The organism is Acinetobacter sp. YH12068_T, from assembly GCF_024606005.1.
Taxonomy (GTDB): Bacteria; Pseudomonadota; Gammaproteobacteria; order Pseudomonadales; family Moraxellaceae; genus Acinetobacter; species Acinetobacter amyesii.
In genome coordinates this window covers 3,244,046-3,266,243 of record NZ_CP094555.1, presented here as the reverse complement: position 1 = coordinate 3,266,243, position 22,198 = coordinate 3,244,046, and the positions used below count along the sequence as shown (strand labels likewise).

Here is a 22,198-nt window from a genome sequence, read left to right as displayed (position 1 = left end):
GTGAAACCCCTATTTCAGTCCATTGTACGTAAAAAAATAATTCAACCCCGCCTAAGCGGGCAGCCATTCTAACCATCTTATCCACATCTGTCATGAACAAATCAGTCGAAATCGATCAAAAAAACGCAAATTGAGTTTAAATTTAAATTTAAATCACGTGTGGATAAGTTTATCCGCAAGCTGTGGATAAATTGTAGCACAAAGTTATCCACAAACTATCAAAATTATAAAAACATCGTTATCCACAGTGTAATTATTTGTTTTTTAAATCTAAAAATGCGTTTTCCACAGAAAATATCAACACTAATAGTAATAAATTTAAATTTTAAAATTTGAATTTATTTATAAGATCGATCCATTCTGGGGATAACTTGATGGTTGGTTTAAATTCAAATTTAAATTCATAAAAACCAATTCACAAATTTGAGATTGTGGATAAATCTGTGAGTAAACTTGAAGATAACTTAAATAATTAATATATACAATGATTTAGTTTGTGAATATTTTAATTTAAAACTTTCTGACTGATTTCTAATCCTTATATTATCTTGATATATCACAGCCTAGATTTTGAAAGAAAGCGTGTTTTTCATTGACAGCTCAAGCAATGAGCACTAAAATCGCGAACCTTTACTGAAAGATCATTTTTGGAGTTTCGATATGAAACGTACTTTCCAACCTTCTGAGTTGAAACGTAAACGCGTTCATGGTTTCCGTGCTCGCATGGCTACTAAAGCTGGCCGTCAAGTATTAGCGCGTCGTCGTGCAAAAGGTCGTCACAGCTTAACTGTTTAATTTCAGTTAAGACTGTCAAGACTTGGGTGTTATGACAACACTTTACGGCTTTAGCACAGATGTGCGAATACACTGTGCTGCCGATTATAAAAGTGTGTTCGATGGTGCGCTTTTTAAAGTGCATCAACCCCATTTCTTATTTCTAGCAAAAATCTCCGAACAGCCGAATAGCCGTTTGGGTATTGTTGTTGCTAAGAAAAAAGTGCGCCGCGCACATGAAAGAAATCGAGTAAAACGACTTGCACGCGAAAGTTTTCGCCTGCATCAACAGCAGTCTAATGTATTAGATATTGTCGTTATGCCAAAAATGGGCATAGAGGCGGTACCGAATGCAGAGTTGCATCAGCAATTACAATTTGCTTGGCAAAAATTGCAGCGCCTTGCAAATAAGCATAAAAAAATAGCTACCTCCCCACAAGCGTAGAGATGACCAATGGTTCGTTTACTGCATTGGCTCATTCGTTTCTATCAGATTGCGATTAGTCCTTTATTGGGACCACGCTGTCGTTATATTCCAACATGTTCTCAATATTCTTTGGAAGCAGTCCATCAACATGGTGCTGTACGTGGAGTGTGCCTAGCTGTTCAGCGTATTTGCCGTTGTCATCCTTGGGGCGGTTCAGGCTATGATCCTGTTCCATCAAAAGCAATTCGTTTTATTTCATTTCAGCAAATAGATTCTCAAACGCGTCACGTTGCTGTACCCTTTCGTGAACGTTTATTGAACCAAAATCACTCTAACCACTTGGGGTAATACCTATGCAACAATGGGCCAGGATTGCAATTCTAGGGGCCATGTTTGTTGTCGCATATTTGCTCATTTTGGCTTGGCAGAAAGATTATGGACATGCGGAACAAAAACCTCAGCATAATGCTGCGGTGGTAACGCATGAAGTATCTGCCGATTTGCCAAATGGCCAGACAGCTACGGCTGCTACTGATGTGCCGCAAGCAAATAATGCTGCTACACAACAAACAACAGATGCCACTGCACCTGTTAGTCAACAGTTAATTTCAGTACAAACTGACCTTTACCATCTTTGGATTAATCCAAAGGGTGGCGATATTGTTCGTATTGAATTACTCAATCATGACAAAAATAAAGACAGCGACGAACCATTTGTAATGCTTGAAAGCGATGCAAAACGTACTTATGTTGCTCAGTCTGGCTTAATTGGTCTTAATGGCCCTGATAGTAATCCGAAAGGACGTCCAACCTATGAGATTGAAAAATCTTCATATACGTTAAATGACGCAAAAGCTGTGAAGGGTAAAGATGGCCAAACAGCAAAAGTTTTGTCAGTACCAATGGTTTATAAAACAGCAGATGGAGTAGAGGTTATTAAAACCTTTAACTTCACTGAAGGTGAATACCCTGTTGTCGTGAATCATAAAATCGTGAACCGCAGTGCTCAGAACTGGCAAGGTCAGATGTTTGGTCAGCTTAAACGCGACAACTCTGAAGATCCAGGTAAATCTGATCAAGGTATTTTCACTTTAGGTACATTCCTTGGTGGTGCATGGGGTTCGCCTGAAGAACATTATAACAAACTTAAATTTGCTAACTTCAATGAAGAAAAATTGAATGTTGAAGCAACTGGCGGTTGGGTTGCAATGGTTCAGCATTACTTCGTGAGTGCGTGGATTCCTGGACAGATCAAATTAACGCAAGCCAATGGTCAACCGTATGCTGCGAAACTTGAGTCACGTAAATCTACCGATGATATGAACATCATTCAGTTCACATCACCTGCAATTAATGTTCCTGCAGGAACTGTGGCAGAAGTAGATGCAACGTTCTATTCAGGTCCAAAAATCCAATCTGAATTAAAAGAATTGGCAGTTGGTTTAAACCAAACAGTAGATTATGGTTGGTTATGGCCAATTGCGAAATTATTGTTCGTCGGTCTTGAGTTTTTCCACGGTTTAGTGGGTAACTGGGGTTGGTCAATTATTCTATTGACGATTCTGGTGAAACTGATCTTGTGGCCTTTGTCATCGAAGAGCTACCGCTCTATGGCGAAAATGCGTGTGATTGCACCTGAAATGCAACGCATGAAAGAAGAGTTCGGTGAAGACCGTATGCGCTTCTCGCAAGAAATGATGGCATTGTATAAACGTGAGCAAGTGAACCCACTGTCAGGTTGCTTGCCGTTATTGCTCCAAATGCCGATCTTCCTTGCTTTGTACTGGGTGTTGATGGAGTCCGTTGAACTACGTCATGCGCCATGGTTAGGTTGGATTCAAGATTTATCTGCGATGGATCCATGGTTTATTTTGCCGCTATTAATGGGCTTAACCATGTTTATTCAGCAAAGTTTGAACCCACAACCGGCTGATCCAATGCAGGCGAAAGTCTTCAAAATCATGCCAGTGATCTTTACGGTATTTATGCTGTTCTTCCCTGCGGGCCTTGTGCTTTACTGGATCTGTAACAACAGTATTACTATTCTTCAACAAGGTTTGATTAACAAATCTGTTGAAAAAGAACGTTTAAAACGTGAAGCAGCTGACTCAGCAAACTAAGCATTGCTGATGGGCTGAATAAATCCGCTTAAGATGGTAATCTTAGGCGGATTTTTCTTTATCTGTCGTTTGAAAATTTTTAGGTAAATTTTATGTTAAACCGAACCACCATCGCAGCAATTGCCACACCGCCGGGTCGTGGTGGTGTCGGCGTGATTCGCCTGTCTGGTCCCCAATCTTATGCCATTGCAGAAGCATTAACGCAGCAATCCCTGCCTGAAGCACGTTTTGCTGGTTTCCGTAAGTTTTATGATGCATCGAATGAAATCATGGATGAAGGTTTGGTGATTTGCTTTCCAAATCCGCACTCCTTTACGGGTGAGGATGTGGTGGAGCTTCAAGGTCATGGCGGCCCCGTTATTCAAAATGCATTATTGGCACGGTTACTTGAATTGGGTGCTATTGCTGCAAAAGCGGGCGAATTTTCAATGCGCGCCTTTGAAAATGGCAAAATGGACTTGGTGCAAGCCGAGGCGATTGCTGATCTGATTGATGCCACCTCACAAGCAGCGGCACGTTCAGCGGTACGTTCATTACAAGGTGCCTTTTCGAGCAAGGTCAATACGGTGCTAGAAAAACTTATCCATTTGCGTTTGCATGTGGAAGCAGCGATTGATTTTCCTGAAGAAGAAATCGACTTTTTGGCGGATGGTAAGATTTTGGGCTTATTGGATGAAGTGGCAAGCTCGGTCCATGCTGTGCAGCAATCTGCCCGTCAAGGTCAGCTACTACGTGAAGGTTTACAAGTGGTGATTGCCGGTAAACCCAATGCAGGTAAGTCATCACTACTCAATGCTTTAGCGGGTGTTGAACGTGCGATTGTGACGGATATTGCGGGTACAACACGTGATGTTTTACATGAAAAAATCAGCCTCAATGGTTTGCCGATTACCTTGACCGATACCGCAGGTTTACGTGAAACTGGTGATATCGTCGAAAAAGAAGGGATTCGTCGCGCAATTAAAGAAATTGAGCAAGCTGACTTGTTACTTTTGGTCTATGACTTAAGTCAGGGCGAAGATCCACTACAATTGGCTCAAGCGTACTTTGCCGATCATATTGAACCGAAGCGTTTGATGTTAATTGGTAATAAATGCGATTTGACGGGATCTACCGCGGAAATGACCGATTTAAACGGTTTTCGACATATTCGCGTTTCGGCTAAACAAGAAACTGGCGTTCAAGCGCTTATTGATGCGATTACAGCGCATGCAGGCTTTCAACCAGAGGAAGATACCTTTATTGCTCGAACACGCCATTTAGACGCAATGAAGCGCACTCAGCGCTATCTTGCAGAAGCACGTGAGCAGTTGGTGGTTTATCATGCGGGTGAGTTGGTGGCTGAATCTCTACGTTTGGCGCAAAATGCCTTAGGTGAAATTACGGGCGATTTCAGTGCGGATGATTTGCTTGGGAAGATTTTTGGATCGTTCTGTATCGGCAAGTAATAAAACGATTGAGCTCCTCGTTTCATCCATTGAAATATCCATCCAAAGCACGATGTTCGAAAACATCGTGCTTTTTTTGCATCCCTTTAGCCTGGGTTTGAGCCAAAAATGATTTTAAAGATCGATCTCAGCACATCTTTCATTTTCATCCCATAAAAAGGATTGATCGCTGCTCTTTTCGATGCAGCTTCAACTTTGACTTTGAGTGTTGCATAGTCTGGAAATTGTTGCTGTTGCGAAGATTTTTCGACTGCTGACAAAATATCAATTAAAAATGCACGATTAATTTTTGAACTTAATGGAATGGATTGATACCACTGTTTTTCAAAACGACGATCTAAAAAGATATCGGGAATTTCGGGGTTAGTGGCATAAAACATGGCTTTGGTGCGCATACATTTACTGCATTGACCACAATTTTTTGGGCGAGCCGTATAGTTCACACAGATCGACAGGGTTTGTAAATCTAAGCCAGATTGGCTTAAAAATGCAGTCTTTTGTGATCGCGTGACATCATCGTTGAGGGTGATTAAGGCCCCAGATCGATTCTTCATCAATCGGTTGGATGCTGTATTTGAGCCATAGGGATGAACGAATAATTGTTGATCTAAACGGTAATCGGCTGAAATTCGATATTGCTGGTAATGTTCAAAAATCGAAGCGCAGGAAAACAGCGAAAAGATATGTGTGACATGCGAACCTTTAGGGTTACAGCCATATTTACTGTACAGCGCGTAAGCATCGGTTTTTACCACGCGACTTTGCTTAAAAACTTGGCTTCTAAAGTCATGGGTCTGATCCATTAAGGCCTGAAATTTTTCATGGTCATCAAATTTATAATCCATTCCATGCACAGTGAGACAATCAGAGTCTTGCCCATTTTCAAGAAAAGCTTTGTATGTACTATATGTGGAGTCAATTCCACCGCTAAAAAAGCTTAAATTTTGAGTGGTTTGGTTTGCCGGTGGTGTTTGGATAATCGATGCAGCACTGAGCATGACTGGTTGATATAAATCAGGTAACCAAGCGGCCCAGACAGTTGAAACCTCCCGTGCGGAGTGGAGGGTTTGTATTGAAATAGGTCCTTCTATATGCAGCGGGATGCCAAGGCGCATGGCAATGGGTAAAAAGCCCCAAACGATAAAATCATAGGTTTCTAATTGCGGTAAGGATTCAAATGGTAAAATATAGTGAATATTCCCGTATTCGCTGCTGGCGATGATTTGATTTTCTACAGTGTTAATTTGACATTGAATTTTTAGCATTTTTTTAAATTTTTGAATCACATCACACAAGATCTTAATTTAATTTGATTGATTTTTATAGGGTTTCTTAATTGTTTTTTTGGGTTTAAGAAGCACCCAATACAAGATGCTTCTTGAATAAGTTCAGTGGTTAATTGGTGTTCAGACTGCGGTGCCAAAGCAATAAGCCGATACACAATAAGCCTACGCCAATACAAAAACCTAAAACACCGACCATCAAGCCAAAATGATCAGATAAATAACCGGCCGCAATAATTGGAATAATGGTTCCTAAATATCCGATAAATAAATAGGTCGAGATCACCGCAGAACGGTTTTGATTGTTGGTCATTTGATGAACTAAGCCAAATGCGCCTAAAAGCCCCAGACCATGCCCTACACCGACTAAAACATCGCTAATAAAAAACAATGCGCTCCAATGTTGGGTCATACATAGCGCAAGGAGCGCATAGCTCAGTATTAACACTATTAAGCCGGCATTGACACATTTTGCAGAAGGAATCGATTTCGCCATAAATTGCACGACAGCGGAAACCAGCAAGATACTTGCAATGGCACTACCACTGACCAAAGGCCCATGCCATGGGATTGCATCTTTGACGAAAGAGGGGGCGAGTGATGCAAATAAGCTGAAGGAGCCAAAGGCACAAAAGGCAGTCAGTCCAGCGATATAAAATCGGGAATGATCATGCTTTTCAGGCAATTCCAAATGTGGTGCCACTGAAAAAGGCTGTGGCTCAAAGTTCGGTGTGCGAATAAAAAATAACCCTATTAAACACGCCAACCCCCCAAAGATCACAGGGATATAAGGGGTGACTAAAGGCTGTTCCGAAAATTGGGCAATCACTCCACCAATAAATGGGCCAAGACCAAAACCAATCACGGTAATGATTGAACTCAACTGTGGAGCATTATTTTTATGCGGTTCAGGAATGGTATAGACCAAACCAAGCATGGCTGAGGTGCTGATTAAACCCGAGGCAATCCCGATAATAAAGCGCCCGATAGATAACCACAGCGCATTACTGGCAAACACCGACAAGCTTAAACCTAAGATGATGCACGCCATACCGATTTGCAGGGTTCTTAAAAAACCAAAACTATTACTGGTACGACCAAAAAACAGCAAGGTCGCTAGGCAACCAAACATGTAGGCAACAAAGATATAGGTGATATGACTCGGCAGCAGTCCCCAAAGTTGTTGATAAATGGGATACAGAGGACTAGCTAGCGCTGTACCAATAGTGCCCATACAGAGTGCAAGGCTCACCATGATAAACGGTCGCCAAGAGGGAGATGTGGTCATTTTAAAGTCGCAGAAGTACAGTCAATAGGGGCAATATTGTGCTGTATGAGAAAGAAGGAAATATGGGCTCAGTTTAATGCCGATTTTTTTCCATGGTCAAATCACAGTTGTAACTTTATCCATAGCGTTTAAGCAGTTTTACAAATTCTTCCAGTTCTGCTTCATTGATTTCAGCATCTTGAGGTAATACATGATGGCGTAAATGTGCTTCGATGAGTTCATTCATTAATCCATTTACAGCACCTTTGATGGCCGCAACCTGTTGTAAAACCTCGATACACCCTGCTTCGGGTTGCTGTAAAGCCAGTTCAACCGCATTGACCTGACCTTGTAGGCGTTTAACCCGATTTAAAATCTTTTTGTCCTGATGTAAATGACTCAACACTTTCTCCCGAAAATAAATATACTATGGGGGAGTATATTTAAGCATAGAACCTAATGAAAACTTCCCCATCCATCCGAATTCATCATCATCAATTTGATGAAGGTAATCCACTCGCACAAAAACGGATCTTAATTGCCACTATTTTAACGGCAGTCATGATGTTGTTAGAAGTCATTGGCGGATGGATTTTTAATTCGATGGCATTATTGGCTGATGGTTGGCATATGAGTTCACATATGTTGGCATTAGGCTTGGCCTATTTTGCCTATCGTGCGGCACGCCACTATGCCCAAGATGCTCGTTTTAGTTTTGGGACTTGGAAAATTGAAATTTTAGCGGGCTATAGCAGCGCGATATTATTGATGGTCGTTGCTGCATTTATGGCCTTTCATTCGGTGGAACGCTTATTCAACCCGGTTCAAATTCATTATAACGAAGCAATCCCTATTGCGATTTTAGGTCTGGTGGTGAATTTAATCTGTGCTTGGTTATTGCATGATGACTATCACCATCACCATCATGAGCATAGCCATGAGGAGCAGCATGATCATCATCATGATCTCAATCAGAAAGCAGCCTTCATGCATGTGGTTGCTGATGCGGTGACTTCGGTGTTGGCCATTGTGGCTTTATTTGCCGGAAAATGGATGGGTTGGGGATTTTTAGATGCGCTATTGGGGATTGTTGGTGCAGTGCTTGTCGGTAAGTGGGCCATTGGCTTGATGAAAGAAACAGGACAAACATTACTGGATGCGGAAATGGATCACCCTGTCGTTGATGAGATCCGAGAGGTTTTAATGCAATTGCCTGTCGACGTCGATGTGACCGACTTACATGTGTGGAAAGTGGGTAAAGGTCAGTTTTCATGTATTGTGGCTTTAGAAACCAGTCAGGCATTGAACGCCGATGAAGTGCGTCAAGCGCTGTCGATTCATGAAGAAATTGTGCATGTGTCTGTTGAAATTAATTCACCTGATGCAGCGTAATATGTTCCACGTGAAACGGCATGTAGCTATTGCGTAATGAACTGAAAAAAGCCCAAGACTTTCACACGTTAGGGCTTAGAATGCTCAATCAATTAAATATTGAAGTTCGGTCTATGTTGAAAAAAATATGTGCGTTGGCGTTGAGTACCACCCTTTCGACTTTTGCTTTGGCAGATACGGCACAGGTTCAAAAGCTCTTGGCAGAAAAGCACCCCAGTTTAAAAATTGAAAATATTCAAAGTACCGAAATGCCGGGCATATATAGCGGCTTTGTTGAAGATCAAGTTTTGTATTTGAGTGAAAATGCGGATTATGTGATCGCAGGTTCTATGATTCGTTTAAAAGATCAAAAAAATCTGACCAAACAATTGATCCTCAGTCAGCAAAAAACTGAGTGGAATAAACTTCCATTACAAGATGCGATTAAAACAGTCAGGGGGAATGGGAAGCGCCAAATCGCGATCTTTTCTGACCCAAATTGCCCATATTGTAAGAAGCTTGAAGTAGAACTGGCAAAACTCAATGATGTGACCATTTATACTTTTGTCACAGCGATAAAACCGCAGTCGTTGGCGCCATCGAAGCAGATTTTTTGTGAGTCAAACCCTGCTATGGCCTGGGATAATTTAATCAATAAGGGAATTCAACCGAAGTCAGCGAAAAGTTGTGCAAACCCGATTGATCGAAATTTAATATTAGCTAAAAGCTTAAAACTAGGTGGTACACCGGGAATCGTTTTTGCCAACGGTTCGATCTTAACTGGTGCTTACCCTGCTGCTGAATTAGAATCGATGTTAAAAGAGATCAAATAATTTCAGCTGTACGGCATGAATAAAATATAAAAAAAATACCCGTCTATAGGCGGGTATTTTAATGGTGCTATAAAAATTAGACGCGGGTTTTTTTCGTTACAAGGTTATAGATAAACAACACGATGATCGCACCAATGACGGAAGCGATAAATCCTGCAGCAGAATTTTCTCCATACAGACCTAATAAACGTCCGCCATAGGTCGCAAGTAAAGAACCTGCAATCCCGAGAATGGTGGTCATGATGAAACCGGCTTTGTCATCTCCAGGATGGATCGCACGTGCAATTAAACCAGCAATAAAACCAACAACAATCGCAACAATGAGTGACCACATAGTAACTCTCCTTTTGTTATCATGTATTTGTTTTTTACGACATGTTCAATCTTTATCTTTAATCAAAACTGCGCTGAGCTATAGCCTAAACATGCAAAAAACTGTTGTTTTTTTGTTCAAAACAAACCAAAAAATAAAAAAAAAGTGGCCTTCGGCCACTCTTAAGTATCTGATTTTACTTAGAGACCAATTTCGCCAATAAATGGAATATGACGATATTTTTGATCATAGTCCAGACCATAACCCACGATAAATTTATCTTCGACTTCAAAACCTAAAAATTTCACTTCGAGTTCAATCTCACGACGTGAAGGCTTGCTAACCAAAGTACAAAGCTCGATTGAGTTTGGATTACGCGTCTGTAAAATTTCTAAGACTTTGCTTAAGGTATTGCCTGAGTCAATAATATCTTCAACCACCAAGACATCTTTATCTTTAATGTCGCCGTCTAAATCTTTTAAGATTTTAACATCACGAGTAGATACGGTCCCACCGCCATAACTTGAAACGGTCATGAAGTCGAGTTCATGCGGTTTTGAAATTGCGCGGCAAAGGTCAGCCATAAAAATAACAGAACCGCGTAAAAGACCGATTAACACCAACTCTTTGTCGCTGTTAGCATAGTGTGCATCAATTTTTGCGCCAAGCTCTTTCACTTTAGCTTGAATTTCTTCAGTGGAAATCAGTACGCTCATTTGAACAGACATGGGTAGATACCTAAAAAAGCAAATCAAAAAAATAAAAAAGGTGTTGACTTGCAACACCTCTAAAGATGAACCAATTTTAATACATCTGGCTCGCAGATGCATCTTTTTTGCCGTTGAAAATGTAATCAGTTTTTCTTGGAAGTGCTGTCACGCTTGAGTAAGCACAAACAAGCGACGGCAATCAGTCCAATTTTCAACGCTGTTTTTCGTCTCGGTCGAGCCGTTTTATGCTTTGACATACGCACATTGTCCAAACACATAGGTGGCATGGATATTACGATCATCACCCATCAGCATCAGAGCAAATAAAGCATCTTCCAGATTTTTGGCACGTTGTTGACGTAGGGCTTGTAAAGCCGTGGCATTTAAATCGAGCACCACAAAATCTGCTTCTTTGCCCAAATCAAAGTTTCCAAGTTTGTCCTCTAGATCTAAGGCTTTTGCCCCCCCTAAAGTGGCATGGTACATCGCTTCAAATGCGGACAGTTTATCGCCTTGAAGTTGTTGAACTTTGTAGGCTTCATTGATGGTTTGTAGTTGGTTAAATGAGGTGCCTGCGCCAATGTCTGTGCCTAAGCCGACTTTCACCTGTTTTTCCCATGTTTTCTTTAATGGAAATAAACCACTGCCTAGGAATAAGTTCGAGGTTGGACAAAACGCGATTGCAGAGTTGGTCTGATGCATACACTCCCACTCGGCATCTTCCAAATGCACGCAGTGCGCAAACACGGAACGTGATCCGGTCAGACCATAATGATGATAAACGTCTAAATAGCCGTTTTGCTCAGGGAATAATGATTTGACCCACGCTATTTCATTTTTATTTTCACTCAAATGCGTATGTACATAGACATCAGGATACTCGGCTTTTAGCTCCCCTGCCCGTGTCAATTGCTCAGGCGTTGAGGTTGGGGCAAAGCGAGGCGTGATGGCATACAGGTTACGGCCCTTGCCATGCCACTTTTCGATGAGTGCTTTGGAGTCGTTGTAGCCACTCTCAGCTGTGTCACATAATGCTTCAGGGGCATGTCGATCCATCATGACCTTACCGGCAATTAAGCGCATCTGATGCTGTTCTGCAGCTTTAAATAAAGCATCGACCGATTGTGGATGAACGGTACAAAAAACAAGAGCTGTTGTGGTTCCGTTTTTGAGTAACTCGTTTACAAAAAACTGTGCAATTTGCTCTGCATAAGCCGGATCTTCAAATTGGATTTCAGTTGGAAAGGTATAGGTATCGAGCCATTCCAGTAGCTGTTCACCATAAGCCCCCATCATTTCCGTTTGTGGATAATGAATATGGGTATCGATGAAACCCGGAACAATCAATTGATCGGAATAATGCTGTACTTCAACCTGATCTGGGAGATGGTGTTGGCCCTCAGACCATGGACCGAACCATTGAATTTTTCCGGCTTGCGTAATCAGCAAACCATCTTCAAAATAGCGCACTTGGTCGTGAATTTCACGTGCTTGGGCAACTGTATTCTGAATATCTAGAAAGCGACCACGGATCGCGGTAGATGCGATAACAGAAGACATGACATACCTGCAGTTTAGAATTTTTTCGGTTGATTGTAGCTTAATTTGGCTAGAAAAGGCGTTGTTGTAATTAGAGGATCATGTTCTAAAACATCGAACAGCCATTAATGTATGTCGAGAGCATGGCATATTTTCAAAGCGATTGATTAAATCAATGCGCTTGTGTCAGGCTAAATCGAATCAAAGAATAGAATTCAACCGTGTATCTATGTCCCATCCAATGCATCCTGTGAATCAATCACAGCTTGAAGCCACTTATGTTGAGCGCTTGCAGCAACTGATTCAGCAACATGACGGCATCATGTCTATTTTAAAGCAGCTTTATTTGGTGGATGCCAGTGCGTATATTGCCGCAGGTGTCATTCGAAATATGCTGTGGTCAGTGCTACACCAACACAGCTATACACTGTCCCATACTGAGGTGGATATTATATTTTATGATGCTGAGGATAACGGTGCTCATAGTGATCAGATCCAAAAAGAAATGCAGTCTTTCTTTCCATTGATACAGTGGGATGTGACCAACCAAGCTTTGGTGCATCATTGGTATCGTTTAGACAATGGTGATTCTATTTTGCCCATAACATCGATTTCCCATGCCCTTTCTTTGTGGGTTGAAACTGCAACGGCTGTTGCAGTCCGTTTAAATGAGCTTGATCAAGTAGAAATCGTGGCACCATTTGGACTGGCTGATTTATTTGAATTAAAACTGCGTTGGAATTCAACCTTAGTTAGTCGAGCGACTTTTTTGCAACGTATAGAAGAGAAACAATTTTTACAACGCTGGCCCAAACTCAAACTCTTGATGACGCCTGAAGCTTAGTTCATGGCTTTGTTACAAAATAAAAAAAAGCCTTCTCGAAAGAAGGCTTTTATTTATATAAGCGTTTTATAACGTGGTTTGATGGTACTTCTTACTGTGTCGGATTGATAACCATGCAGTAATGGTTAAGGTCACCACAATAAAACCGAGTGAAATCCAAATTGGCATGTGGAACACATCGAGCAATAGCATCTTAGCGCCAATAAACACCAGAATAATGCCCAGACCATATGGTAAGTAATGCATTTTCGATGCAGCACCGGATAAGAGGAAGAACATTGCACGTAGACCTAAAATCGCCATTAAGTTTGCCGTCAGTACAATGAAGGGGTCAGAGGTAACCGCAAAGATCGCTGGGATTGAGTCCACCGCAAAAATGACGTCCGATGCTTCAACCAAGATCAACACTAAAAAGAGCGGCGTTGCCCATAAGACACCATTTTGACGAACAAAGAATTTATCTTCATGCATCTGAGGGGTAATACGCATGTGTTTACGTAGCCACTTCAAAATCGCCATATCTTCGATATCTTTATCTTCTTCGTCTTGGCCTTTAAGGAATTTAAAGCCGGTATACACTAGGAATGCACCGAAGATGTACAGTACCCAAGAGAATTCTTGAACGAACCATGCCCCAATAAAAATAAAGATGGTACGCAGCACAATTGCGCCGAGTACACCGTAGAGTAACAGTTTGCGCTGCAAAGCAGGTGGAATGGCAAAGGCAGCAAAGATCATGAGCCAGACAAAAACGTTATCAATTGCGAGTGATTTCTCGAGCAGATAACCAGCGAAATATTCCATGACTTTGGTGTTTGCAACAGCGACACCAGCGGTTTGCTGTAAGTAGAGCCACAGTGCACCACCGAATAAGGTAGCCACAGAGACCCATGCAATACTCCAATAGGCAGCGGTTTTGACTTTGATTTCTTGGCCTTTGTTATTTTTAAAGCCTAAAAAGTCGATGAGTAGCATGATGGTGACTAAACCGAAAAATGCCAGATATAGCCATAAAGAGCCAATCGTTTCCATGTGTATTCTCCACATCTAACAACCAGCCATAAAAAAACCTCGACCAGTTGCCAGACGAAATAAAACGCCTGAGACAACATGATCAAGGTCTTGCCTACATCGTACTGTAATGATTTTCAGCAGTGATGCTCAGATACCGACTTTTTGCAAAGTGTAATGACGATATTCTGACACGTAAAACAAGGTTTACGTTTGGAGGAGGCTACTCCCCTTGTTCAAATTTTGTTTTGGACACTGTCCAAATATGCGGCAAAGCATGACAGTTTTTAGTTCAAAGTGCAATCGGCAATTTGCGAATTCATTTAATGCGTCACGGGAGGATTAAAATCACCACGTTGTACCAACGCTAAGGCTAAAAGTGTCCCGATCACCGCGATGATTCCTCCGATCACGCCAATATAACTCAAACCGAAATGAACGCTGACCATGCCGCCCAAGAGTGCGCCACCGCCAATCCCGACATTATAAAGTCCTGAATAGATAGCCATGGCGACATCGGTGGCATCGGATGCGAGAAGCAGCGTTTTTGACTGTAATGCGAGACTAAATCCAATGATACTCATGCCCCACAATAAGCACACTGCACTTACACCTGCAAAACTCAAAGAAACAGGAAGCAACAGCAGCATCGATAAAGCCAGTGTGGCTGTACTTAAAGGAATCGCAACTTTGGGATATTTCCCACCAAATTTTCCAAAGAGATAAGAACCTAGAAAGCCTGCTGCACCAAAGATTAATAACAACGTGGTGGTTTGCATGGAGCTGAATGCAGCAATGTTGAGCGAAAACGGTTCGATATAGCTATATGCGGTAAATTGCGCACTAATCACGATAATGGTTAATACAAACACCATCATTAAGCTTGGACGACGAATAAACTGTTTTAGGCTGCTCAGCGAGCCAGAGTTCAAACTCGGCAGTATTGGCAGCGTTTTGGCTAAAATCAGGCAAACGATACTGGCGCCAATGCCAATCAGAGCAAAGGTATTTCGCCAACCATAGGCTTCTCCGACCATACGCCCAAACGGAATACCGAGAACCATCGCCAAAGCTGTGCCTGTGGCCAAAAGCCCCAAGGCTTGAAATTCTTTGCCTTTCGGTGCAACACGAACTGCCAGCGATGCGGTAATGGACCAAAAAAGTGCATGCGAGAAAGCAATGCCAATTCGACTGAGCAATAAAGTATTAAAGCTCCATGCGAAATACGACAGAACATGGCTGATAATAAACACCATAAATAAGCAAATCAGGAGTGATCGACGTTCAATATTTTTGGTCAATAACATGATCGGCAAAGAAATCGGAGCAACCACCCATGCATACAGCGTAATCATGATGCCGACATCGGTCGCGGCTAAATTAAAGGTTTTGCCAATATCGCTGAGTAAAGCGACAGGTACAAATTCAGTGGTATTAAAAATAAATGCTGCGAAAGCCAAAGCAATCACAGCCGTCCAAGAGCCAGAAGAAGCCGTTTCGGAGGGAGAGGCAGACATGAGTGTCTTCAAATAAATAAAGTGGCTTATTTTACTATGCTCTATACACAAGCAGGAACCGATTTAAGCCCTATGCATACGGTTTAAATTAATACAAAAACAACAGAGTTGACCTCCATTACATGCCAATTTATAAAAAAATGGAGGAAATTTGAGATGTTTGTACAACAAGATGATGATCAAAAAAAAGGAGCTTTCTTTGTTGAGCAAGATGGGGAACGTTTGGCAGAGATGACTTACTCATGGGCAGGCGATGATAAATTTATTATTGATCATACCGATGTCAGTGATAGCTTGCGAGGCCAAGGTGTTGGACGACATCTCCTCGATGCAGCAGTGAATTTTGCTCGGGAAAAGAACGTGAAAATTATTCCACTCTGCCCTTTTGCAAAATCTGTATTTGATAAAGATGAATCGATTCGTGATGTTCTACGCTAAATTGTACAGCGTGGAGTGGATTTAAAATTTGGATAAATAAAAACAGCCTAATGGTATGGCGATCAGGCTGTTTTTATTTGAACTCTAGCTATGAAATTAAGATCGTGATTTATACAGCGATACAACCAAACATGTTGCAATAATCAGCAATACAAAGATGGCGATGATATAAAGGTCCATAATAAAAATATCCGGCAAATGTGATTTAATTGTTTTTTAATTAATGTGAAAGGTGTACGGATTTATTATCACCTAAAGTTGAATATAGGTCGTTTAAGTTCTGTACCAATCACTTTCTCGTTTGTTACACGGTGTATTTTTTCATAAAAAGGAAGAAAAAACAGTGACTATACAACATCAAGATAACGGTCAAAAAGGTGAGTTTTTTCAGTTAAATGCTGAGGGTGAACGGCTCGCAGAAATGAGTTATCTATGGCGTGATGAACACAGCATTGTGGCAAATCATACATGGGTAGATGATTCCTTACGTGGGCAAGGGGTTGCTCGTGTGTTATTGGATCATTTGGTGGAATTCGCTCGTGAGAAACACTTAAAGATTATTCCAACCTGTTCTTATGTTGATGTGATGTTTCGTAGAGATAAAACCCTTGCCGATGTTCAAGCCTAAAAAAGCCCGCGATGCGGGCTTTTCTATCATTATGAAATTTTTAAAAAAACTTAAAAGCTAAGTTGTATTTAATTGAGCTTTAATTTCAACAGCATTGAAGGTGTTTTGAAAAGATTTGGCCAAAACTGCAATAAGATCGAGCAGCTTGATATCCCTAAAAATAAGCTTAAACACATGATATTTAATAATGCAAAGTCATTCAGTACAAAATAAATACTGCCAATAGTCATCATCATTAGTAAATAAATGAGATAGTGAGGAATCGCAGTACGCAGTGTTATTCCTAAAATAAATGAGCAAATAACGACATTAAAAAAATCTGAAACGCCAAAATTATTCAGTATGATCAAAGCAGCAAAATATACACAAGTGATCGATAAAAAAATGAGTAAATTTTTAAGCATGGTCGGCCTCTTTATTCATCTTCAAATGGAAATAATTTCATTGTTTTAATATGTATAAGTTTAAAAAAATGAAGGTGATATCGGTATACGTGATCTTGGTTTTCTGTTGTAAGTTAAAAAGCACATTTGATTAAAAAATATACAAATATTTACTCATCCTGTAGAACTTTCTACGTTAAAATCGTGCAAATACTTTAAGAATAAACACAATGATACAACTCTGTTATGCCAGTACACGTGTAGAACAACAATTTGATTTAATACAAGATTTAAGTGATATTTTGGTGAGAGCCCGCAGCTTCAATACCGAACAGCGTATTTTTGGCGTGCTGTACTATGCCGAAGGCCGGTTCTTCCAATGCTTGCAAGGTGAGCAAGCGGCTCTCGAACAGCTTTTTCAGCATATTGCGAAAGATACTCGCCATCGGGATATTGTGCGTTATCCTGATCAAAATATTGATCAAATCGATTTTTCAAAAAGGTCGATGAAATATGTCAACCGACATAGTGAAATTGCTAGTTTGTTTCAGCGCTTTGGACATTCAAGCTTTTAACCCGACGTGCTCAATCTAGAACAAATTCAGGCGTTTTTAACGACATTGTTAAGATTAGAGAATGTTGAACAGCCGGTTAAGCTGGATTTAGGCTATAAAAATCGAGGCTATCAGCATTATTTTTAAGCTGAGTGTGAATAAAAAAAAAGCCCGCGCAGCGGGCTTTTTTTATTTTATCTAGTGGGTTTAGGCTTTTAATGCACTGATCAACTTCTGATGTAAACCACCAAAACCGCCATTCGACATAATCACCACAGCATCGCCCTCGCCTGCCTCGCTTACGATGGTTTGAATGATCTCATCCAGTGAACGAGCCACCACAGCTTTATTCGCAGCAGCTTCAATCACAGGTTGTAAATCCCAATCCAAACCTTCAGGTTGATACCAAATCACTTCATCTGCTAAGCGTGCAGAATGTGCAAGCCCATCTTTATGGCTACCCATACGCATAGTGTTCGAACGCGGTTCAATTACTGCCCACAATTTACGCTCACCGAGACGCTTACGTGCACCTTCCAGTGTGGTATCAATGGCAGTGGGGTGATGAGCAAAGTCATCATAAACCTCAATACCACGAACTGTACCCAGAAGTTCCATACGACGTTTCACACCACCAAAATTAGATAATGCTTCACAAGCTGTTTCAATCGACACACCAACATGCTCTGCTGCGGCAATCGTCGCCAAAGCATTGGCTACACTATGTTGGCCGGTCATGTTCCATTTGACTGAGCCCTTCACTTCACCGTGTTGTAAAACATTGAAATGTGAGCCATCAGCAGATAACTGTTCTGCATACAATTCAGATTTGTCATTGGCATCTAAAGATGTACGCACCACAGGTGTCCAGCAGCCCATTTCTAAGACTTCATCAATATTGGTTTCTGTAATGGGCGCAATGATACGGCCTTCACTTGGAATAGTACGCACTAGATGATGGAATTGCTTTTGAATCGCAGCCAAGTCTTCGAAGATATCGGCATGGTCAAATTCAAGGTTATTTAAAATCGCTGTTTTAGGATGGTAATGCACAAACTTAGAACGTTTGTCGAAGAATGCCGAATCATATTCATCGGCTTCTACACAGAAATATTGACCACCGCCTAAACGTGCGCTTTCACTAAAGCCTAAGGGTACGCCGCCAATCAAGAAACCCGGGTTTAAACCCGCTTGATCGAGCACCCATGCCAACATGGTTGTGGTTGTGGTTTTACCATGTGTGCCTGCAACACCTAAGACATGTTTACCTTGTAGCACGTGGTCTGCAAGGAACTGTGGGCCAGAAATATAAGGCAGGCCTTCGTTCAGCATGTATTCCACTGCATCAATGCCACGTTTCATTGCATTGCCGACAATCACGAGATCTGGGTGTGGTTGAAGGTGGCTACGGTCATAGCCTTGCATTAAGGTAATGCCTGCATTTTCCAATTGGGTAGACATTGGTGGGTAAACGTTTTGGTCTGAACCTGTCACCTTATGTCCTAAATCACGCGCCAAGAGCGCCAATGAACCCATAAAGGTGCCACAAATACCCAAGATATGCAGATGCATTCGTTCTAACTCCACTGCTTTTATCGACACATCACTTTGTTATTGTGGTGTTGTCATTATAGATTTGGTTGAAAAGGTTAATTTCATTTGAGAGCAACCATAGCAAGGGTCTTAGGGAAAAGATAGATTTTTTTGTATGAGATCGTGCAAAAAGATTGAGCTCGTAACTGATCAAATGTACGCAATTTTCTTGAGGATAAAAACACGGAAAATAGGCGCGAAATCCTGATGAAAAACGTACAATATGCGCAAATTTTTGCGATCTTGATTGCTTATGTCACTTGCCCTGTTTTTATTGATTATTTCCAACTGTTTTATGACTTTGGCCTGGTATGGGCATTTGAAGTTTTTACATGATGCACCGCTTTGGCAAGCGATTTTATTTGGATGGGCGATCGCGTTACTCGAATACAGTTTTATGATTCCAGCAACGCGACTGTTGGCCAAACATGGGTGGTCATTGGGCCAAATGAAAATCACACAAGAAGTCGTGACGCTCTTGGTCTTTGTTCCATTTATGATTTTCCTTTTTAAACAACCCTTTAAGTTGGACTATTTGTGGGCAGGTTTATGCCTTTTTGGATGTGTCTATTTTGTATTTCGCAGTGCTTAATTGATTCAATACCGCATGGGGCTGATCATTTAAGTGAGACGTGTTTACAGGCATTTTTGAGGACTTTACTAAACTCACGGTCTCGTGGAGTGGGATCATCATAGTCAAAGGCATAATCACTCTCACTGGTCAGTACAGTCATTTGACCGTCTGCTTCAAAGTTCATGAGAGCAAAACCATAGCTTTGGTCATCGCAATACACACGATATTCTGAAATTGAATACATTTTATCGCGGCCATCATCTGCTTTGTAATAGCCTGTCATCTTGACCGGCTCACGTTCATCAATGATCGATTTTCCGGTGACTAAAAATTTTTCGTGGATGTAGCCATTACTCTTAATTTGGCCGTTATAGCCTTTTTGTTGCTGTAAGAGGTTAAAGTCTTTTTCAAATTGGCTTGTATTGAGTTGAACGAGTTGGGCAAAACTCGGAGAGCTTAGGGCTAAAGTGAGCAAGATAAAGATCTGTTTCATGTTTAAAGTGTTGTTATAAATATTGATTTAATAAAATTTTTTATAAAATTAAAAAAAAATAAAAATATTTTCATCAAAATATTATGGAGTTTTCTCTTTAAAGACAACCGTTAAATTTTATTGAGATGAATTTTCAGTCTATAATATGGGGCTCTTATTAAAGCTTGGCTCTAGTCGAGATTTACTCTCTCTTACTTTAATCTCTGGAAACATTGCAATGAATGCGGCCGCTTCACAAGACACTCCTCTCGTTGGAATTATCATGGGTTCTCAATCGGATTGGGCAACGCTAGAAAACACTGCCAATATGCTGAAACAGCTTGGCGTCCCATTTGAAGCGGAAGTTGTATCTGCACACCGAACTCCAGATCGATTATTCGAATATGCTGAAACCGCACGTGATCGTGGTATTCAAGTGATTATTGCCGGTGCTGGCGGTGCAGCACATTTGCCAGGCATGTGCGCAGCCAAGACTGACCTACCTGTACTTGGTGTACCTGTGAAATCATCAATTTTAAACGGCGTGGATTCATTGCTGTCTATCGTGCAAATGCCCGCAGGTATTGCAGTTGGTACTTTGGCAATTGGCCCAGCGGGTGCAACCAATGCAGCGATCATGGCGGCACAAATTTTAGGTTTAACACGTCCTGAAATTGCAAAGAATGTTGCAGATTTCCGTGCTGCGCAAACCGATAAAGTGGCGAGTAAAAATATTCCGGGTCAAGCTTAATTAAGGGGCATTTCTCATGGATAAAACCATTGGTATTTTTGGTGGTGGCCAGTTGGGTCGCATGATGGCGCAAGCGGCATTGCCTTTAAACATTCAATGCACCTTCTTTGAAGCGAGTACCGACTGCCCTTCTGCAGCGCTGGGTCCAGTGATTTCGACTCAAGCTGAAAATGGTTTGCAAGATTTCATTCAGAGTGCAGATGTTTTCAGCTTAGAGTTTGAAAATACTCCGTTAGCAGATGTTGATGTGTTGACCAAGAACAAAGCATTGCACCCACCGCGCCAAGCTTTAGCGATTGCACAGCATCGTTTGTCCGAAAAAGCTTTGTTTGATGAATTGGCTATCCCAGTTGCACCTTATAAGGCCGTGACATCTTTCGAGGGTTTACAAGCTGCTGTTGCTGAGTTGGGTTTACCCATCGTACTGAAAACATCGCGTGGCGGTTATGACGGTAAAGGTCAATTTGTGCTACGTAGCGCTGAGCAAATGGATCAAGCATGGGCTGAACTAGGCCCTGCAGGTGAATTGATCGCGGAAAGCTTTGTAACCTTCTCACGTGAAGTCTCAATCATTGCGGTGCGTGGTCAAGATGGTGATGTGAAAACATGGCCATTGGCGGAAAACCACCACCACAACGGCATTTTGTCGCATTCGATTGTGCCTGCACCAAACAGTGCAGACTTACAACCAGTTGCGCAAGATTACATTACTCGCCTGCTCAATCATTTGAATTATGTCGGTGTTTTGACGCTAGAGCTGTTTGTGACGGATAAAGGCTTATATGCCAATGAGATGGCGCCACGTGTGCATAACTCGGGGCATTGGTCGATTGAAGGCGCAGTGTGTTCACAATTTGAAAACCACATTCGTGCTGTAGCAGGTTTGCCTTTGGGTTCGACTGAAGTTGTTCGTCCAACGGTCATGGTAAACATCATTGGCCAACATCCGAAGTCTGAAGATGTATTGGCACTGAATGGCGCACATTTGCATCTGTATAACAAAACAGAGCGTGAAGGTCGCAAAATCGGTCACATCACATTAATGCCGAACGATACTGCAGAATTAACAGCTTTATGCCGTGCTTTGGCGAAAATTTTGCCGAATCCACTGGCACTTAGCGAAGATATGACCATTTAAACCTGTGTTTGAATGATAAAAAAGCGGTCATGCACATGGCCGCTTTTTTTATTGCTGTAGTTCCGGCATCATTGCGCCTCTTTGCAAAATCACACCGTTTATCGCTGAAACGATAAGAAACTATTGATCATAAAGTGTTCATTCGTTTATAAATATTCTGCGTTAATCTTCGTATGATTTTTTGTGTATCAATAGCCTGTGATGTGTGTG

At 41.4% G+C, this 22,198-nt stretch carries 24 protein-coding genes; 14 read left to right on the top strand and 10 right to left on the bottom strand.

Going from position 1 to position 22,198, the window contains the following annotated elements; genetic code table 11:
* The first annotated feature begins 660 nt into the window (after positions 1–660).
* The 5 genes from rpmH to mnmE all read left to right on the top strand — a co-directional run bounded on the left by rpmH (position 661) and on the right by mnmE (position 4,769).
* Complete coding sequence (rpmH, locus tag MST18_RS15575) at positions 661–795, top strand: 50S ribosomal protein L34 (RefSeq protein WP_000831329.1); 135 nt, start codon at positions 661–663, stop codon at positions 793–795.
* A 31-nt stretch (positions 796–826) separates the two neighbouring features.
* Complete coding sequence (gene rnpA, locus MST18_RS15570) at positions 827–1,219, top strand: ribonuclease P protein component (RefSeq protein ID WP_078189509.1); 393 nt, start codon at positions 827–829, stop codon at positions 1,217–1,219.
* 9 nt (positions 1,220–1,228) lie between these two features.
* A complete protein-coding gene (yidD, locus tag MST18_RS15565; protein ID WP_111885710.1) occupies positions 1,229–1,549 on the top strand; it encodes a membrane protein insertion efficiency factor YidD in 321 nt (106 codons plus the stop codon).
* Positions 1,550–1,554: 5 nt separating this feature from the next.
* On the top strand, positions 1,555–3,321 hold the full coding sequence (yidC, locus tag MST18_RS15560) for a membrane protein insertase YidC (protein ID WP_180133862.1): 1,767 nt from the start codon (positions 1,555–1,557) through the stop codon (positions 3,319–3,321).
* A gap of 92 nt (positions 3,322–3,413) precedes the next feature.
* Positions 3,414–4,769: a tRNA uridine-5-carboxymethylaminomethyl(34) synthesis GTPase MnmE gene (gene mnmE / locus MST18_RS15555; protein WP_180133863.1), complete on the top strand. Its 1,356-nt coding sequence runs from the start codon at positions 3,414–3,416 to the stop codon at positions 4,767–4,769.
* Between the two features lie 86 nt (positions 4,770–4,855).
* On the opposite strand, the gene MST18_RS15550 is transcribed toward mnmE, so the two are convergent.
* The 3 genes from MST18_RS15550 to MST18_RS15540 all read right to left on the bottom strand — a co-directional run bounded on the left by MST18_RS15550 (position 4,856) and on the right by MST18_RS15540 (position 7,722).
* Positions 4,856–6,034 (bottom strand): hypothetical protein, encoded by a 1,179-nt coding sequence (locus MST18_RS15550; protein WP_180133864.1) that lies wholly within the window; start codon positions 6,032–6,034, stop codon positions 4,856–4,858.
* 130 nt (positions 6,035–6,164) lie between these two features.
* Entirely contained in the window at positions 6,165–7,307 is a 1,143-nt protein-coding gene (locus tag MST18_RS15545) for an MFS transporter (RefSeq protein ID WP_180133871.1), read from the bottom strand.
* Positions 7,308–7,455: 148 nt separating this feature from the next.
* Positions 7,456–7,722 (bottom strand): metal/formaldehyde-sensitive transcriptional repressor, encoded by a 267-nt coding sequence (locus tag MST18_RS15540; RefSeq protein ID WP_078194474.1) that lies wholly within the window; start codon positions 7,720–7,722, stop codon positions 7,456–7,458.
* A 56-nt stretch (positions 7,723–7,778) separates the two neighbouring features.
* Here MST18_RS15540 and dmeF point away from each other — a divergent pair, with 56 nt between their 5' ends.
* The gene (gene dmeF, locus MST18_RS15535) at positions 7,779–8,711 is read left to right on the top strand and encodes a CDF family Co(II)/Ni(II) efflux transporter DmeF (RefSeq protein WP_180133865.1); all 933 of its coding nucleotides are present in this window, start codon (positions 7,779–7,781) and stop codon (positions 8,709–8,711) included.
* 113 nt (positions 8,712–8,824) lie between these two features.
* Entirely contained in the window at positions 8,825–9,523 is a 699-nt protein-coding gene (locus MST18_RS15530; RefSeq protein ID WP_180133872.1) for a DsbC family protein, read from the top strand.
* 76 nt (positions 9,524–9,599) lie between these two features.
* Here the strand turns inward: MST18_RS15530 and MST18_RS15525 are convergent, their stop codons facing one another.
* The 3 genes from MST18_RS15525 to guaD form a co-directional block, all read right to left on the bottom strand.
* Positions 9,600–9,857 (bottom strand): GlsB/YeaQ/YmgE family stress response membrane protein, encoded by a 258-nt coding sequence (locus tag MST18_RS15525; protein ID WP_078189516.1) that lies wholly within the window; start codon positions 9,855–9,857, stop codon positions 9,600–9,602.
* A 179-nt stretch (positions 9,858–10,036) separates the two neighbouring features.
* Positions 10,037–10,564 (bottom strand): hypoxanthine phosphoribosyltransferase, encoded by a 528-nt coding sequence (gene hpt, locus MST18_RS15520; RefSeq protein WP_078194457.1) that lies wholly within the window; start codon positions 10,562–10,564, stop codon positions 10,037–10,039.
* A 225-nt stretch (positions 10,565–10,789) separates the two neighbouring features.
* Complete coding sequence (gene guaD, locus MST18_RS15515; protein WP_180116547.1) at positions 10,790–12,106, bottom strand: guanine deaminase; 1,317 nt, start codon at positions 12,104–12,106, stop codon at positions 10,790–10,792.
* Between the two features lie 208 nt (positions 12,107–12,314).
* On the opposite strand from guaD, the gene MST18_RS15510 reads away from it, so the two are divergent.
* Complete coding sequence (locus tag MST18_RS15510; RefSeq protein ID WP_249748283.1) at positions 12,315–12,929, top strand: nucleotidyltransferase family protein; 615 nt, start codon at positions 12,315–12,317, stop codon at positions 12,927–12,929.
* Positions 12,930–12,995: 66 nt separating this feature from the next.
* Here the strand turns inward: MST18_RS15510 and MST18_RS15505 are convergent, their stop codons facing one another.
* Positions 12,996–13,961, bottom strand: a complete 966-nt coding sequence (locus tag MST18_RS15505) for a TerC family protein (RefSeq protein ID WP_078194460.1) — start codon at positions 13,959–13,961, stop codon at positions 12,996–12,998.
* Between the two features lie 302 nt (positions 13,962–14,263).
* Positions 14,264–15,457, bottom strand: coding sequence for a sugar transporter (locus tag MST18_RS15500; RefSeq protein WP_180133866.1), 1,194 nt, complete (start codon positions 15,455–15,457; stop codon positions 14,264–14,266).
* A gap of 156 nt (positions 15,458–15,613) precedes the next feature.
* Here MST18_RS15500 and MST18_RS15495 point away from each other — a divergent pair, with 156 nt between their 5' ends.
* From MST18_RS15495 to MST18_RS15485, 3 genes are all read left to right on the top strand, one after another.
* On the top strand, positions 15,614–15,895 hold the full coding sequence (locus MST18_RS15495) for a GNAT family N-acetyltransferase (protein ID WP_078194462.1): 282 nt from the start codon (positions 15,614–15,616) through the stop codon (positions 15,893–15,895).
* A gap of 343 nt (positions 15,896–16,238) precedes the next feature.
* Positions 16,239–16,523: a GNAT family N-acetyltransferase gene (locus MST18_RS15490; protein WP_257250133.1), complete on the top strand. Its 285-nt coding sequence runs from the start codon at positions 16,239–16,241 to the stop codon at positions 16,521–16,523.
* A gap of 613 nt (positions 16,524–17,136) precedes the next feature.
* Entirely contained in the window at positions 17,137–17,481 is a 345-nt protein-coding gene (locus tag MST18_RS15485; protein WP_257227545.1) for a BLUF domain-containing protein, read from the top strand.
* Positions 17,482–17,667: 186 nt separating this feature from the next.
* Here MST18_RS15485 and mpl read toward each other — a convergent pair whose 3' ends face one another.
* Positions 17,668–19,032 (bottom strand): UDP-N-acetylmuramate:L-alanyl-gamma-D-glutamyl-meso-diaminopimelate ligase, encoded by a 1,365-nt coding sequence (gene mpl / locus MST18_RS15480; RefSeq protein WP_180024975.1) that lies wholly within the window; start codon positions 19,030–19,032, stop codon positions 17,668–17,670.
* Between the two features lie 274 nt (positions 19,033–19,306).
* Between mpl and MST18_RS15475 the strand changes: the two genes are divergently transcribed.
* Entirely contained in the window at positions 19,307–19,645 is a 339-nt protein-coding gene (locus tag MST18_RS15475) for a DMT family protein (protein ID WP_078189529.1), read from the top strand.
* Between the two features lie 25 nt (positions 19,646–19,670).
* Here MST18_RS15475 and MST18_RS15470 read toward each other — a convergent pair whose 3' ends face one another.
* Positions 19,671–20,120 carry a hypothetical protein gene (locus tag MST18_RS15470; protein ID WP_180133868.1) on the bottom strand — a complete coding sequence of 150 codons (450 nt, stop codon included), beginning with the start codon at positions 20,118–20,120 and terminating at the stop codon, positions 19,671–19,673.
* A 217-nt stretch (positions 20,121–20,337) separates the two neighbouring features.
* Here MST18_RS15470 and purE point away from each other — a divergent pair, with 217 nt between their 5' ends.
* Positions 20,338–20,850, top strand: a complete 513-nt coding sequence (purE, locus tag MST18_RS15465; protein WP_078189531.1) for a 5-(carboxyamino)imidazole ribonucleotide mutase — start codon at positions 20,338–20,340, stop codon at positions 20,848–20,850.
* Positions 20,851–20,866: 16 nt separating this feature from the next.
* Complete coding sequence (locus MST18_RS15460) at positions 20,867–21,988, top strand: 5-(carboxyamino)imidazole ribonucleotide synthase (protein WP_111886091.1); 1,122 nt, start codon at positions 20,867–20,869, stop codon at positions 21,986–21,988.
* The last annotated feature ends 210 nt before the right edge of the window (positions 21,989–22,198 follow it).